Origin of the sequence: Polynucleobacter sp. AP-Feld-500C-C5 (genome assembly GCF_018882265.1) — a bacterium.
Taxonomy (GTDB): Bacteria; Pseudomonadota; Gammaproteobacteria; order Burkholderiales; family Burkholderiaceae; genus Polynucleobacter.
The window spans coordinates 165,916-180,230 of sequence record NZ_JACVOW010000022.1 but is presented as its reverse complement, the minus strand read 5'-3'; the positions used below and the strand labels follow the sequence as shown (position 1 = coordinate 180,230).

Here is a 14,315-nt window from a genome sequence, read left to right as displayed (position 1 = left end):
TTAGTTTGTTGCTGCGCCAAATGGGGTGGTAAAAATAGTCTTTTTCATTTGGGCAGGCACCATGCTCTTCAACATAGGGCTTACCCAGTTATTGTCAAGTGTACTAAAACCGATGAGTTCTAGTTGAATATGTGTAAACCTCTTGCTAGCTTGTTTCAGATTGCGGTAAATAGTTTGTGCGGCAGCCTCATTTTGGGCGCTAACAATCATGCCAAATACCCGGTTTTCAGTGCTATTGCTGAATAACTTAATAATCCCAAAGGTTTGCTTAATGGATTCTGGGGTGTGCGTTAATTTCATAATGAAATGATGGTAATTGAGCAAGGCTAGCGGTAGTTCTTGGTGACCTCCAATGCTGGTGTCAATGAAATGAATTTGCTGTTTATGCATATCCTGAATAAGGCTATGCAGTAACTGACCTTTGCCCTGCTTAAGGTTAAAACTTAGGTTACATATTGCGTTGGGCTTGACAGGCATCAAGATTCGTCTCAATCCCTCCGCTTGATCGCAAGGATTAGGCATATTGAGTGATTCCCTGATCTATCATTGCCGCTGACTTGCTAAAGAAGGCTGGTAAATCTTCTGCAGAGATTGTTGACGTAGCGTCCTTCATTTTTCCTTGATTAAAGGCCTCTTCAATCAGTGTCACTTTATCGACCATGGCTATGTCTTCAGGCACCCTCTGACCGTTGGTGAGGTAAAAGACTTTGAGCTTATTCTGAAGCGCGACATTGATAACGCCCCCCAAACCAATTGCCTCATCAACCTTAGTGATGATGCAGCCATCTAGACCTCGACCAGCAAAAGCTATGCTGACATTATTGAGGGTGTCTAGAGTGCCACTAGCATTAAGACAGAGGATTTTTTTAATATCATGATTGGCCTCATGGAGCATATCAAGTTGTGCGCCCACCATCTGATCCTTTTGACTTAATCCTGCCATATCAATAAGAACCAGCTTCTTGTCCTTAAGTTGCTCAAGTATTTGCTGTAATTCTTGAGCATCTTTGGCAGCAAATACCTCAACCCCTAAAATCTTACCGTAAATACGTAGTTGCTCATGACCGCCAATTCGATATGTATCGGTGCTAACTAAAGCAATGCCTTGATTGCCATGCTTGAGAACATAACGAGAAGCAATTTTTGCAATCGTAGTTGTTTTTCCTACGCCTGTAGGTCCCAGCAAGGCATAAATGCCTGAGCGACTCATGATCTCTGATTCATTTTCAAGTACTTGTAGATTTTTTGCGAGTAAATTAATTGCCCACGGAGTAGCCTCTTTAGCAGAAAAGTCTGATGGTAATTTTGTAATAACTCGTTTTGCTAGGTCGAGATTGAAGCCAGCCGATAAAAATTGACTCATGAGATCTCTTTTATTGGGACTATATTCCAAGCTCGCACGGGAGAGGCTGTCAATTTGTACTTGAAATAGAGTACGCATTTCACGAATTTCCTTTAGAACACCCTGAATTTGAATATTCTGAATAGCATCAACCTTAGTTGTATTCACTTCTTGGGGCTCGAGCAAAGGGACCATAGTTTTTTGAGTAGGCTTGCTATTGAGCAAAGCAAGCATTTCTTGCGCTTTTTTTGCTTGTACTTGCTTTGTAAAGTGCGCATCGTCTGGCTTTTGAGTTTTTTGACTATGTAAGTCTGGATTAACTATTGTTTCACCACGCGCTAGAATTTCGGTCCAGCCGTTAATAGATCGATTTGAAATAATGGTTGCATCTTCACCAAGCTCTTCTTTGACTTGCATCAAAGCCTGACGAGTCGTTTTGGCTAGAAATTTTTTCATGGTCATACTGAACCTCCAATTAAGTTGGCAACACGGATAGTTTTGGAATCGGGTAATTCTTCATGGGATAAAACACGTAAATTAGGTGTCACCCTTTTCAGAAATTTTGCTAAGGTAGCGCGTAATGGTGAGGCAACTAAAAGCACGGGAGAATGCCCCATCTTTTCTTGTGCGCGAGCTGCTTCGCCTGCTTGTGTAGCTAGGGTTTGAGCAATTCCGGGCTCAATTGAGCTGCCATCACCACTGCCATTGACTGCCTGCATTAAAAGACGTTCTAGATTATTTTCAAGGGAGATCACGGACATTTCATTGCTATTTGGGAAGAGTTGATGGGTAATGGCTCGACCTAACTTAATTCTTACCTTAGCAGTTAACTCAGTGGGGTCCTGGGTATGGGGCGCATATTCAATGAGAGTTTCCATGATGGTGCGCATATCGCGAATTGTGACTCCTTCGCTCAATAGGTTCTGTAATACTTTTTGCACTATTGAGCTAGTGAGTAATTTTGGAATCAAATCTTCAACCAGTTTAGGAGATTCTTTACTGAGTAAATTAAGCAACTGTTGGACTTCTTGATGGCCAAGTAGTTCTGATGCGTGCATACCAATGACATGATTGAGATGGGTCGCAATAACGGTACTTGCATCCACCACGGTATAGCCCATGCCCTGTGCTTCGTCCCGTAGACTGTTATCAATCCAGGTTGCCGGTAAATCAAATGCGGGGTCTGATGTGACAGGGCCGGGTAGCTGGCCGGTTACATTTCCAGGATTAATTGCTAAGAATTGACCATAATGGGATTCGCCTTTCGCGATCTCTACACCTTTTAATTTAATACTGTAGGCAGAGGGTTTTAGCTCTAAGTTATCGCAAATATGGACTGGAGGTGTTAGGAAGCCGACATCTTGAGCGAACTTTTTACGTAAGGCTTTAATGCGTTTAATCAGATCTCCACCATGCTGTGCATCGACTAAAGGAACTAGCCGAAAACCTACCTCAAGACCAAGTGCATCTACTGGCATGACGTCATCCCATGTGGCGTCGATGGATTCTGTTGCAGCAGTTTCATTGGCTTTTGCAGCAGTTTCGGTTACTTGTTTTAGGCGATTTTTCACTGTGTATGCGATGCCTGCTAGAGTGGCTGCTAAGAGTAAAAAAGCAAGATTGGGCATGCCTGGAATTAATCCCATGCCACCAATAATGAGTGCAGTGATGTTCAGAACTTTAGGGTTGGTAAAGAGCTGCTTGGTTAACTGTGTACTAATGTCCTGGTCATTAGCTACGCGAGAAACCACAATACCGGCTGCAATGGAAATAATCAGCGATGGAATTTGCGCGACCAAGCCATCACCGATAGCAAGTAAAGTGTAATTCTTCACTGCATCACTAAAATTCAGATCATGCTGAATCATGCCTACAATGAGGCCGCCGAGAATATTAATGATAATTACGAGAATGCCGGCAATTGCATCACCTCGTACATATTTAGATGCACCATCCATGGCGCCATAAAATTCAGCTTCCTGGCTGATTTCCGTGCGGCGACTACGGGCTTCATCTTGCCCAATCATGCCTGCATTCAGATCGGCATCAATTGCCATTTGCTTGCCAGGCATCGCATCTAGGGTAAAACGTGCGCCAACTTCTGCAATTCTTCCAGCACCTTTAGTGACTACCGTGAAGTTAATAATGGTCAAAATAATGAAGACCACAATACCTACTGCATAGTTACCGCCAATTAAGAAGTGTCCGAAAGCTTCAATTACTTTGCCAGCTGCTGCTGGACCGGTATGACCTTCGGTTAACACTAAGCGGGTAGATGCCACGTTTAAGCTTAGGCGCAACATGGTTGTTACCAAGAGCACTGTTGGAAATGCTAAAAAATCTAAGGGCTTGGAGGTCTGTAGTCCAATCATCAGCACCAAAATAGATAGTGCAATATTAAAGGTGAATAAGAGATCTAAGCCAATTGCTGGAATTGGCAAAACCATCATTCCAAGCATGAGCACAATGATGAGTGGACCCGCAATAGTCTTACTATTGAAATTTTTAAGGGAGTTCAAAAATTGAGTGAAGTTCATGATGCAAGCTCGATTTGCTTAGTGCTAGATAATGGGTCTAATTCATCAGGCACAACAATATTGTGCGGTTGAGTTGGGTAAGCACCGCTTCGACCATTGAAGCTCTTAACCTGGAATACAAAGGCGAGAATCTCCGCAACTGCTAGGTAAAGAGCTTCGGGAATTTCTGAATCTAGTTCAGTATGAGCATAGATTGCACGTGCTAGTTTTGGCGACTCTAAGATCAAAATGTCATGCTCTTTCGCCAGCTCTCGAATACGTAAAGCAACGGCATCCGATCCTTTTGCTAGAAGCACAGGGGCCTTCATATCTCCTTCTTTATATTGAATGGCAACCGAATAGTGAGTTGGGTTGGTAATCACCACATCCGCTTTTTGTACCTGTGACATCATTCTGCGTCGTGACATTGCACGCTGTTGCTGGCGAATTTTGGCTTTGATTTCGGGACTGCCGTTATCTTCTTTGCCTTCTTGCTTTAGCTCCTCACGACTCATCTTATGCTTCTCAGCATATTGATAGAGTTGATAAGGTACATCAACCAAGGCAATGGCAACTAATGCGCCCACTATAAAAATAAAAGATTTCACTAGGAATAAACCTGTCTCTGCTACACCTACCTCTAGGGGAACTAATGACAGGGTGACTAGCTGTGCAAAATCAGCTGCAATCATAAAATAGGCTACAAATCCAATTAAAGTAGCTTTTGCCATCGCCTTGGCCAGCTCTACTAATGAATTTGTGGAGAACAAATTACCAAACCCTTTGATGGGATCGAGCCTCGTAATTTTGGGTATTAAAAGTTCTGTACTGAAGTTCCAGCCACCAACCAGAACTGGTGCGGCTAGGGCAACTATTATTAGGGCTAAGCCTAAAGGAGAAAAGGCGATTAGCAAATCAATGACTTGACCAGAAAGACTTGCCAGAGTGCTATCCGTATTAAAGGCTAATTTGCTATCAAAAGTGAGGCCTGCACTAAGCATGCTTGCAAGGGCGCTGTTAAGATGCGACCCCAAGATCCAAATCGATAATCCAGCAGTAAATAACAGGGCGCAGGTCTGCAATTCTCTGGAGCGAGGAACGTCACCCTCTCGATACGCTTGATCTAATCGTTTCGACGAGGCCTGTTCGGTTTTTTCTAAATCGCTTTCTTCTGCCACCGCTACACCTTAAAAGGGATTAATTGCTGATAAATGATTTTCAGCGAGCGGGGGGTAAATGAATTGCTGGAAAAGGGGGGTGAACCCCCCTTAATTCAAGCTTCTAAAACTGGGATTATTAGCAATAGATAGCTAAAAACACCGGTTTTAGTCAGATTTTTGGGTAAAAAACTTACCCAAATTTGGGCTTAAAACAGCTTCCAGTCAGGATCTTTTTCAGCAGGGTTTGCTGAGGGATTTTCAGCTTCTGGACTCTTTGTTGTGTCAGCTGAAACGGCATTCAAAGGGACATTTTGAGACTCTGAAACCGTTAATTGACCGAAAGTCTGGGCTAGGGTGTTGGCATGTTGCAATAAAGCTTCACCACTATGGACCGTATCTTTCATAGTTTCAACATTTTTCTGGGCAATTTTTTCGACCTGAGATACGGCGCCGTTCACTTCATAGAGGTTCAAGCTCTGATCTAAAGAGGCGGTCGTGATGTTGGCGCTCATATCGGCGACATATTGTGTGGAGCTAGCAATACGCTCGACCACCTTATTAATACTATCCATTTTTTCAGCAGGAATTCCTGACTGAGCTACTTCAGCAGTGAGGGTATTCGCCATCTCAGACGTGGAAACTGCCATGAGACGGGCTTGTTTGGCATTTTCAGCATTTTGTTTAGTGCTATCGCCCAAGCTTTGCATCTTGAGATTAGAGCTTTGCAAGACCTGAGCTTGCTCTTCAGATCCCTTGATGAGGCTTGCATGGTAAAGCGTTAACTCTTTAGCCAACTTTTGAATCTCAACCCCTTGACCTTTAGCAAAGCTACTGAGCTCTTCCATCTTATCTAGGAGTTGATTCATGGTTTTATTGAGTAAATTAACTTCTTCCAGTTCGCTATCAACCGCAAGACGTTTACTCAAATCATGATTTTGTAGCGCTACGGGAATAGCTTGAGCTTGTGTTAAGGCTTTTTGGAGAGCTTGTTGCACACTACGTTGCGCAGACTCAGAGACTTGACCCTTTTGCATTGCCAGGTCAATAGTCGTATTGAGTTCTTGCGCGAATTCATAAAAAGCACCACGATGCTGATCAGCATCTCGGCGGCCTAATAACTTTCCATCTTGCATGGCGGCATTCAAAATGCTGGTATCGAGCATGAACTGCTTCCATTCACCCTGAATCGCTTTAATAGCTGCCATCGCACTGCTATGGTCACCTGCGCTCAATGTAATGCGGTAATCCAATTGACCACTAGCGATATAGCCTGCAGCCTTAGTTAATTCTTCAGGGCTAGCACCTAAGCTGTGTTTCAGAGTTCTTGAGATTAGGAGTGCCAAGCCAAGCATGATCAGCATGCCAACAGTAATGATCATGAGCTTATCAGTAGGCATGCCATTAACAGAGGATGGCGCATTTGACTTAACTGAAGAGACTTCACCACTTGGCGTGTTTGATGTTTCAACTACTGGAACTGAAGGTGCTGCAGGTGCAACTTCTGTCACACTTTTCTTTTGTAAGGCAATGAGTTTTGTACTCGCTTGGGCTTTGATGAGCGCATCTACATCAGCTATTACTTGTGTTTGCATGCCTTGGGTGCGGGCGAGCAGGGCGCTGGCTTGCGATAAGTAGTTCACTTGCAAAAGGTCCACAGTCGGCTTGATCGATTGGTTAACCAGTTTGTCAAAATCGCTTGTAAATTGTGTTGCTAATGTTTTTTCTTCAGCGCTTAAAGGACTCGCTAAATAAGATTGCCAAATAGCATTCATATCGGCGAGATCTTGAGTAACACGGTCCGCTAAATTGCGCACTTCTTCTGAGACAGGATCAGGTGCTTTTTTTTCTGCATAAGCAGTATTTAAAAAGATGCGATTTTGTGCAATTAACTCTTTGAGCTTATTTAAATCGACAGGTGCCGGAGCCTCATCTTTTGGTGAGTCAGGAGTTGTGTTTTTAGCGGAAGTAGAGCTTGCAGACTTACCAGAGATTTTGAACTCCGGTGCCCAGCTTTGGGTATTGAGTAAAAGCAGACCCGCCATCAAGAGCGCGTTCAATAACATGCCAATTAAGCCAACTTTGACTGGCAAGTAAGGGAGCTTAGGGAGACCGGTCTTTAGTGTCATCATGATCTACATTATTACAAATAGGCGAAAGGGTAAATGCTTTTAATAGTGTATGGAGTAGAGGCGATAGGTATCACTGATTAGGGCTCAGCATTACGGCTTAGCGGCGGGCTTAACATCAGGCTTAGTGTCTGTTGCCTTAACTGCGGCTGCCTTTGCATCAGGAGCCCCTGCTTGAATGCCTTTTTGAACTGATTCGGCATTACCTGCCTCAATAGACATATTTTTCTCAATGCGTTCTTGAGCTTTTTTGTTCATCACAATAATCGAGATGCGGCGATTGATTGGGTTTAATGGGTCTGCCTTATCGTATAAAACGGCAGAAGATAGACCGATAACCTGCAATAGTTTGGTTTCATCCATGCCGCCATTCACTAACTCTCGTCTCGCAGCATTGGCTCGGTCTGCAGATAATTCCCAGTTGCTATAAGACTTTTCTTTATTAGGGAAAGGGTGTGCATCGGTATGGCCAGATAGGGTGAGTTTATTTTCAACACCATTCAATGACTTGCCAATGGCCTTCATAATATCGCGTGCATAAGACTGGAGCTCATCATCGGATAATGCAAACATCGGTCTCTTGAGGTTATCTACAATCTGAATTCGCAAACCATCGTCAGTAATGTCAATTAATACTTGTTGTTTATAGCTTTTAAGTTGAGGATTATCTTGAATGACAGATTCAACTTTGGTCTTCAGTTGCTTAAGACCTTCTTCATCCAGCATTTTTTGCGGAGATTTATCGCTGTTGTCATCCGCTTTAGAAACTTCACCATCTTTACGTGTGAGATCTTTACCGCCGCCAACAAAAATGCCGCTTGCTCCTGTAGTGCTAGGGCCGGTGGAGACAATTTTTTCAATTGGCATCTTAAAGTATTCAGAGATACCTTTTAAATCTTCTTTAGAGACTGAAGCTAGTAGCCACATCAATAGGAAGAAGGCCATCATGGCCGTTACGAAGTCTGCGTACGCAATCTTCCATGCACCTCCGTGATGTCCGCCAGCAACTTTTTTAACGCGTTTAACAACAATGAGCGGCTTTTCTTCTTTAGTAGCCATGGATTAACGCGTTTTGGCGCCCTTAATATATTCTTCGAGTTCAAGAAACTCAGGACGCTCAGTTGAATTTAATACCTTACGTCCAAACTCCACGGCAATCGTCGGCGCGTAACCATTTAAGCTCGCTAGCAAAATGATCTTAGCGGTTTGGAGCATCTTGGTAGATTCATTGAGTTTCTGTTCCAGGATAGTGGCCAGTGGTCCAACAAAGCCATAGCAGAGCAAAATGCCTAAGAAGGTTCCCACGAGAGCGTGTGCAATCATGACGCCTAGTTCATTGTTAGATACTTGACCAACAGATGACATGGTGTGAACCACACCCATCACCGCAGCAACAATACCAAACGCTGGCATACCGTCGGCCATCTTTGCGATCGCATGGCACACTGCATGACCTTCATTGTGGTGAGTCTCAATATCCACATCCATCAGGTTTTCAATTTGGAAGGGCTCCATATTGCCGGAGAGCATCATCCGTAAGTAATCGCATAAAAAGTCCATCAAATGATGGTCTTTCATAATTTTTGGGTACTTGGTGAAGATGGCGCTGTTTTCTGGATTTTCTACATCTTTTTCGATGGCCATCATGCCGTCTTTACGAATCTTGGTCAAAAACTCAAACATCATGGCTAGCAAATCTAAATAGAGCGCTTTACTGTAACCAGACGGAGCAAGCACAGTCGGTAGGGCTGCAACCGTTGCTTTAATGGTTTTCATGTCATTACCGACTAAAAAGGCACCAAATGCAGCACCTCCAATCATCAATAACTCGATCGGTTGAAGCAGGGCCGCAAGGTGACCGCCGGCCATCATGAATCCGCCGAAGACTGAGAAAATAACGACTACGTAACCAATGATGACAAACACAAGAAGCCCCTTTTTGCCTGAATAACAGAAGAATACCTGTAATTACGACATTTAATTGCCTGAATAAAGCAAGATTATGGTGCCTGTCTTCCCGTTAAGCGGGGCGATATTGGCCGATTTTGTAGACATAGCACTCCAGTTGATCTGAGCTAAAGATCAATTTTTGGGATTCATGAATGTTGGGCACGGGGAATTCATGACTTAGTAAGAGGCTTTCACCACCCATCTCTAGAAGGGCTTTTTGCCATAGATCGGGCATAGCGGCTGGTGAAAGGTAGGCAAAAATCAGGTCATAGTTGGCAAAATCAACCTTTTGATAGTTACCAAGACGAAAACGAGTGGGTGATCTGAGGAATTTGGACTGAATAACACTCATCATCCAGGGTAAAGGGGCTATTTCAATGCCTTCAACGCAAGATTCTGGTCGTAACTGGGCCATACGAATTGCAAAATTACCTAGGCCACTGCCAATTTCCAAAATTCTGAGCTTTTTACCAGGCAAAAGCTCAGAAACTGCATTCCAAACCTCGGGCTTGGAGGGGTAAAAGGGCACTTGAGTGATAAAAACCGACCAAAAAAGGGCTGCGGTGAGTAGAAAGCCAATTAAAAAATAGCCAGTCGGAATATCCAGTGCCAGCGCAACCCAAATAGCCAAGGGAAAAAGCAGGTGAATATAGCGCCACCAATGGGCCATTCGAAAGGTAATGCTTAAAAAATAGGCAATGATTCCTTGTGCTATTAAAAGAACTGCCAGATTGGGAAAGGCACTAGGTAAAAAGCCTGGGAAATGAAAGTCTAGTTGTATCGCAAGCCAACATAAGGCAGCCGCCAGAACAAAAGCGCAGCCTTGGACTATCAGGGCAATCAGCGCATGCGGAACCTTGCCAAATAAAAAATGCTTTGCCATTAAATCGGTGACTTCTGAAAATTCATTTCACTAAATCCTCATCAATCGCAATTTTGAGCCGTAAAGGGAATATAGGAATCCATACAAGCGCGCCATATTAAGCAGTGCGGTATCAAAACGTTTGTTGGTATTGAAGTGTTCAAATGAAGCAGTGTCGAAGTTTTTGGGCTAAGGATATGTTGCGTTTAAATTATCTTTCATTATTGATTGCGAGTCTTCTGATTTGTTCAGGATGCACTTCTGCGAGCTCGCCCTATGCAGTCAATTGTGATAATTGCAACTCACAGCCTTACTATTCAGTCATGATTATTCAGCCAGGAATGTCCAGTGATTTTCCGGTGAGTTATCGCGTTCGACTGCCTGATAGCGATACCAAGGTCAATAAGATGATGCCAACTGAGACCGTAAGTTCTAGATCGGTTGCGCAATGAAACTACTATTAAGCACACTCTTCGCCATGGGGCGTGGCACCTTTGCCTGCACTTTATTGACTGCATTCACTTGCCTCACTTCTGCTCATGCACAGACCCAGCCAGGTCAAGAAAAGACAGTTTCACCTTATCCGTTTCGCTATGAGCCCATTTCTCTAGTGCCAAGTACTTCATCAACCGGGGCACTCAATACGGCTTCGATGTTTATTGCTGAGCAGCTTGAGCGCAATCTTTCCCCGGAGATGAGAAGTCGCGCTTTAGTAGTAACTGATTTTGTTGCTCTGAATACCTTGAATGAGACTTCTCAGTTGGGCCGTCTCTTAGCGCAAAACTTAATGCATGAAATGCAATTAAGAAATTGGTCCGTCACAGATATCACCTTCAGAAAAAATATTCTGATTGAAGCTAGTGGTGAGTTTTCTTTGAGTAGGGATGTCAAACAACTCAAGCCACCAGTGCAAACTGGCAGCATCATCACTGGTACTTATGTGAATACTGCTGAAGGTTTGATTTTGAACGTCAGAATGATTCAGGTGATCAGTGGCACGGTGGTCTCTACGGCGCAAGTGAAGTTGCCTGCTGACCGTCTGATCTCGCATTTGTTGGATGGTCCTCCAAGACCGCCAACCATGACAGTCTTAAATCTCACTAATTAATCGTACTAGCATCCACTAGTAGAATACGACTTTTATTGATATTCTGAATCGATATGTCTATTCGTCCTGCCTCTCGCTTTACTTTCTTACCTCTAGCCGTTGTTTTGCTGAGCGTGCTTTTAGGTCTGACAGCTTGTGGCACTACCAGTCGCAGTGATGCGCAATGCCTCACGTTTGAAGATAAGCTGCAAGCAACCGATTTGACTGCGCTGGTATCCGGCATGGCAACCGAACTGAATACGGCATTACCTAAGTTTGATCCTAATGGCCCAGATGAATATGGCGTATTGCTCGTTGCCGATTTTGTGAATGTCAATACACTCAAAGCAGAACCAAATGTCTTAGTGATGAGCGAGATGATGCGTACTTATTTAGCGCGCATACCAGGCAAGAGAGTTGTGCAAGTTGAGTTTGGTAAAGATATTCGTATCAGCGATACCGGTATTGTGTCTTTGACTCGTAAGATTGGTCAGACTGGCAATACTAAGGTTGGCGCTAGCCAGGTGATTGTTGGCACTTATCTCAACATGCCTAATAAGCTGGTGATTAATGTCAAAGCCATTGACCCAAGCAATCAAATTATTAGTGCAGCGATTGTGCGCGAGTTGAACTACACGTGCAGCGGTGGCAAATTAAGACTAGATAAATAGCAGGCTATTTCATCCAAAGAGCGAGTTGCTTGACTAGCTCTTGAGGGGCCACTGTTTTAGCAATACAGCCATTCATTCCGTGATCAAGGCATTGCTGAGAGGTATCAGCGCATACTCTGGCACTCAGCCCAATAATTGGTAAATGCTGAAGATGTTCTTGTTGTCGAATGAGTTTGCATGCTTGCAAGCCATCCAATACAGGCATGTGAATATCCATCAACACCGCGTCGTATTGCTTAGTCTTGAGTAGCTCTAAAGCATCTTGACCATTGCTGGCCACGTCAATGCTCGCCCCAAAGATTTCTAAAAATTCTTTGAGAGCCTCTTGTGCTGTCACATTATCTTCAGTGAGAAGAATGATGCGATCTTGCAGTAGCTTATCTTGGAGATCTTGCTTGACAGTACTGCGCTCTGAGCGCGCTTCCGATTGATCAAGATATTGTTTTACTTTGATCCGCGTGGTCGTGAGTGTCTCTAAAAAATGGTGGTAGTTCTCTGTTTGGAGTTGACCTAGTTTTAAATCTGCCTCTAGAAATTCAGCGGCAGCAAAAACTGCTTCAGCACCAATCGTGGCTGCAGATCCTTTAAACCCATGAATGCGACTTTGTGCAGCTTGGTAATCGTTCATGGCAATTTCATTTTGAAGGCCCACACTGCAATCGCGACAATCTAATGCAAAGAGATTCAGTAGTTTATGAGTCAAAGAAATATCAGCCATGAAGAGGGCTAGTTTTTTGAGGTTAAATCCCGATAGTTCTCCCAGGGGACCGTCGGCAAGATCTTGCTCGGGCGCCATGCTTGAATAGGGAGTATGTAAATCAGTATCGGAAACCTTCAATTGCGAAATCCAACTCACCAATGTTTGATATAGCTTGTCTGGGTCGATGGGTTTGCTAATAAAGTCATTCATCCCATGGTCAAGGCATTGCTGAACTTCATCTGCAAATACCCCTGCACTGAGTCCAATGATAGGTAAAGACTTCAGATGTTCTTGTTCTCGAATTTGTTTGCATGCTTGCAAGCCATCGAGCACGGGCATCTGAATATCCATTAAGACTGCGTCATATTGCTTGATCTTTAATAGCGCTAAAGCATCTTGGCCATTACTAGCGATATCAATACGAGCGCCCGCGCGAATTAAAAATTGCTTTATGACGGTTTGATTGATGAGGTTGTCCTCAACAATCAGGACTTGAGACCTTGCTAACACCAAATGGGGGTGATTTTTTAAATCCTCAGCAGATGTGGTGTTGTTTATAGTCACAACTTCACGCTTTATTTGCTGTGAATTGAGTGAGGTAAATCTGCTGATCTTGACTTACAGGCTGCAGAGCAGGGCAGTAGAGCAATGTACCCAAGTCTTTGTTGGCAGCTAAGTTTTGAATGCTTTGCGGCGTATGCAAAATCTAGTCTCCATGTCTGCTCTAGCTTGATGGCTCGGGCTTCTGCTGGCTATTTGAATAGCCATTCTTGTATCCATTTTCTAAGATCAACTGCGCGACATTGCCGCTCATTAATCCCTACTCAAAATGGATTTTATACATATTTGTAAGTATTTTCCTTACTAAATTTGTAGCATTTATCTCATTTAGAAAAAAAATGGGTCGGGCAAACTACATCCATCGCGAAAGTACTAAATCGCATAAATTAAGTGAGATAGAACATGCAACTGATTGATAAATCACAAGAAAGCATTATGACAGAAATTCGTGAAGCGAATCTGAATTATTTAATGCTGGCTCAACAGATGATTCAAGCAGACAAGGAGCAGGCTGTTTTCCGCCTTGGCGTGAGCATGGATATCGCTGATTTAATTGGGGATTTAAGCAATTCTCAGCTGATTAAGTTGGCCAGCTCCAACATGATGCTGATGCGCTTCCGCTTTGACGATGCTGCTATGTTGGGTATGCTGACCAAAAATACTAAGGGTTTATCCCAATCTATCGTCCACAGCTCTATTTTGATGGCCGGCCAAAAAGCCGAAGCCATTGCCTAAGTTCTGCAATATTCATAACGAAAGCGGAATTTAGATCATGAAAGTCAAAAGCATTGTTGGTGAAACTAAGCAGCTGCAATTAGCGATTCAGTTAATTAATTTGGGTGCGCGTCTACAGTTGTTGGAGTCACACACCTCTCTATCACGCGAGCGTTTGACTAAGCTTTATAAAGAATTAAAGGGAATCTCGCCTCCCAAAGGCATGCTGCCATTTTCAACCGATTGGTTTTTGACCTGGCAGCCGAATATCCATTCTTCTTTATTTCTCAATATTTACAATTTCTTAAAAGAAAATACTGGTGTGACCGGTATTCAGGCACTCATTAAGTCATATCAGCTCTACCTTGAGCAATATCACATCATTGAGCAGGCTGATGACCATCCGATCAGCGATGAGCCAGTCATTAGTTTGATTCGCGCTTGGACACTGATTCGTTTTGTAGAGCAAAAACTCCTGAAAACTGAAACTTGTTCATGTTGTAAAGGCAAGTTTGTGGTTGATGTGTATGACCTCCACGAAGAGTACGAGTGCAATCTGTGCAATGTGCCCTCTAGAGCCGGCAAGTATCAGAAGAACAAGAAGTATCTTCTAGCTGCCTAAAACT

Annotated in this window: 14 protein-coding genes; 5 read left to right on the top strand and 9 right to left on the bottom strand. The window is 43.5% G+C overall.

The annotated features are described in order from the left end of the window. The 8 genes from ICN21_RS07300 to ICN21_RS07265 form a co-directional block, all read right to left on the bottom strand. Nucleotides 1-390 carry a hypothetical protein gene (locus tag ICN21_RS07300; protein WP_216177896.1) on the bottom strand — a complete coding sequence of 130 codons (390 nt, stop codon included), beginning with the start codon at nucleotides 388-390 and terminating at the stop codon, nucleotides 1-3. Between the two features lie 124 nt (nucleotides 391-514). Next, on the bottom strand, nucleotides 515-1,804 hold the full coding sequence (gene flhF, locus ICN21_RS07295; RefSeq protein WP_216177894.1) for a flagellar biosynthesis protein FlhF: 1,290 nt from the start codon (nucleotides 1,802-1,804) through the stop codon (nucleotides 515-517). Beyond that, nucleotides 1,801-3,879, bottom strand: coding sequence for a flagellar biosynthesis protein FlhA (flhA, locus tag ICN21_RS07290; RefSeq protein WP_216177892.1), 2,079 nt, complete (start codon nucleotides 3,877-3,879; stop codon nucleotides 1,801-1,803). The genes flhF and flhA overlap by 4 nt, the downstream gene beginning before the upstream one ends. Then, nucleotides 3,876-5,036 (bottom strand): flagellar biosynthesis protein FlhB, encoded by a 1,161-nt coding sequence (gene flhB, locus ICN21_RS07285; RefSeq protein WP_216177890.1) that lies wholly within the window; start codon nucleotides 5,034-5,036, stop codon nucleotides 3,876-3,878. The genes flhA and flhB overlap by 4 nt, the downstream gene beginning before the upstream one ends. A gap of 188 nt (nucleotides 5,037-5,224) precedes the next feature. Beyond that, nucleotides 5,225-7,147, bottom strand: a complete 1,923-nt coding sequence (locus ICN21_RS07280) for a Tar ligand binding domain-containing protein (protein ID WP_216177888.1) — start codon at nucleotides 7,145-7,147, stop codon at nucleotides 5,225-5,227. Nucleotides 7,148-7,237: 90 nt separating this feature from the next. Next, nucleotides 7,238-8,203: a flagellar motor protein MotB gene (gene motB, locus ICN21_RS07275; RefSeq protein ID WP_216127516.1), complete on the bottom strand. Its 966-nt coding sequence runs from the start codon at nucleotides 8,201-8,203 to the stop codon at nucleotides 7,238-7,240. A gap of 3 nt (nucleotides 8,204-8,206) precedes the next feature. Beyond that, nucleotides 8,207-9,070: a flagellar motor stator protein MotA gene (gene motA, locus ICN21_RS07270; RefSeq protein WP_216177886.1), complete on the bottom strand. Its 864-nt coding sequence runs from the start codon at nucleotides 9,068-9,070 to the stop codon at nucleotides 8,207-8,209. A 94-nt stretch (nucleotides 9,071-9,164) separates the two neighbouring features. Beyond that, nucleotides 9,165-9,977, bottom strand: a complete 813-nt coding sequence (locus ICN21_RS07265) for a bifunctional 2-polyprenyl-6-hydroxyphenol methylase/3-demethylubiquinol 3-O-methyltransferase UbiG (protein WP_216177884.1) — start codon at nucleotides 9,975-9,977, stop codon at nucleotides 9,165-9,167. A gap of 176 nt (nucleotides 9,978-10,153) precedes the next feature. On the opposite strand from ICN21_RS07265, the gene ICN21_RS07260 reads away from it, so the two are divergent. Genes ICN21_RS07260 through ICN21_RS07250 form a run of 3 tightly spaced genes read left to right on the top strand, consistent with a single transcriptional unit; the run spans nucleotide 10,154 to nucleotide 11,714 of the window. Further along, entirely contained in the window at nucleotides 10,154-10,408 is a 255-nt protein-coding gene (locus tag ICN21_RS07260) for a hypothetical protein (protein WP_088525991.1), read from the top strand. Beyond that, nucleotides 10,405-11,064, top strand: coding sequence for a FlgO family outer membrane protein (locus ICN21_RS07255; protein ID WP_216177882.1), 660 nt, complete (start codon nucleotides 10,405-10,407; stop codon nucleotides 11,062-11,064). The genes ICN21_RS07260 and ICN21_RS07255 overlap by 4 nt, the downstream gene beginning before the upstream one ends. A gap of 53 nt (nucleotides 11,065-11,117) precedes the next feature. Beyond that, nucleotides 11,118-11,714 (top strand): FlgO family outer membrane protein, encoded by a 597-nt coding sequence (locus tag ICN21_RS07250; RefSeq protein ID WP_216177880.1) that lies wholly within the window; start codon nucleotides 11,118-11,120, stop codon nucleotides 11,712-11,714. 4 nt (nucleotides 11,715-11,718) lie between these two features. Here ICN21_RS07250 and ICN21_RS07245 read toward each other — a convergent pair whose 3' ends face one another. Then, entirely contained in the window at nucleotides 11,719-12,978 is a 1,260-nt protein-coding gene (locus ICN21_RS07245; protein ID WP_216177878.1) for a response regulator, read from the bottom strand. A 399-nt stretch (nucleotides 12,979-13,377) separates the two neighbouring features. On the opposite strand from ICN21_RS07245, the gene flhD reads away from it, so the two are divergent. Together flhD and flhC are read left to right on the top strand one after the other, a co-directional pair. Next, nucleotides 13,378-13,710 (top strand): flagellar transcriptional regulator FlhD, encoded by a 333-nt coding sequence (gene flhD, locus ICN21_RS07240; RefSeq protein ID WP_088525987.1) that lies wholly within the window; start codon nucleotides 13,378-13,380, stop codon nucleotides 13,708-13,710. Between the two features lie 37 nt (nucleotides 13,711-13,747). Then, nucleotides 13,748-14,311 carry a flagellar transcriptional regulator FlhC gene (gene flhC / locus ICN21_RS07235; protein WP_216177876.1) on the top strand — a complete coding sequence of 188 codons (564 nt, stop codon included), beginning with the start codon at nucleotides 13,748-13,750 and terminating at the stop codon, nucleotides 14,309-14,311. The last annotated feature ends 4 nt before the right edge of the window (nucleotides 14,312-14,315 follow it).

Bases quoted from the DNA above. Each gene is read 5' to 3' on its own strand.
- motB (WP_216127516.1), bottom strand. From the start codon at position 8,203: ATGGCTACTAAAGAAGAAAAGCCGCTCATTGTTGTTAAACGCGTTAAA.
- flhD (WP_088525987.1), top strand. From the start codon at position 13,378: ATGCAACTGATTGATAAATCACAAGAAAGCATTATGACAGAAATTCGT.
- ICN21_RS07300 (WP_216177896.1), bottom strand. From the start codon at position 390: ATGCATAAACAGCAAATTCATTTCATTGACACCAGCATTGGAGGTCAC.
- flhC (WP_216177876.1), top strand. From the start codon at position 13,748: ATGAAAGTCAAAAGCATTGTTGGTGAAACTAAGCAGCTGCAATTAGCG.
- ICN21_RS07265 (WP_216177884.1), bottom strand. From the start codon at position 9,977: ATGGCAAAGCATTTTTTATTTGGCAAGGTTCCGCATGCGCTGATTGCC.
- flhA (WP_216177892.1), bottom strand. From the start codon at position 3,879: ATGAACTTCACTCAATTTTTGAACTCCCTTAAAAATTTCAATAGTAAG.
- ICN21_RS07250 (WP_216177880.1), top strand. From the start codon at position 11,118: ATGTCTATTCGTCCTGCCTCTCGCTTTACTTTCTTACCTCTAGCCGTT.
- ICN21_RS07260 (WP_088525991.1), top strand. From the start codon at position 10,154: ATGTTGCGTTTAAATTATCTTTCATTATTGATTGCGAGTCTTCTGATT.
- ICN21_RS07255 (WP_216177882.1), top strand. From the start codon at position 10,405: ATGAAACTACTATTAAGCACACTCTTCGCCATGGGGCGTGGCACCTTT.
- ICN21_RS07280 (WP_216177888.1), bottom strand. From the start codon at position 7,147: ATGATGACACTAAAGACCGGTCTCCCTAAGCTCCCTTACTTGCCAGTC.
- flhF (WP_216177894.1), bottom strand. From the start codon at position 1,804: ATGACCATGAAAAAATTTCTAGCCAAAACGACTCGTCAGGCTTTGATG.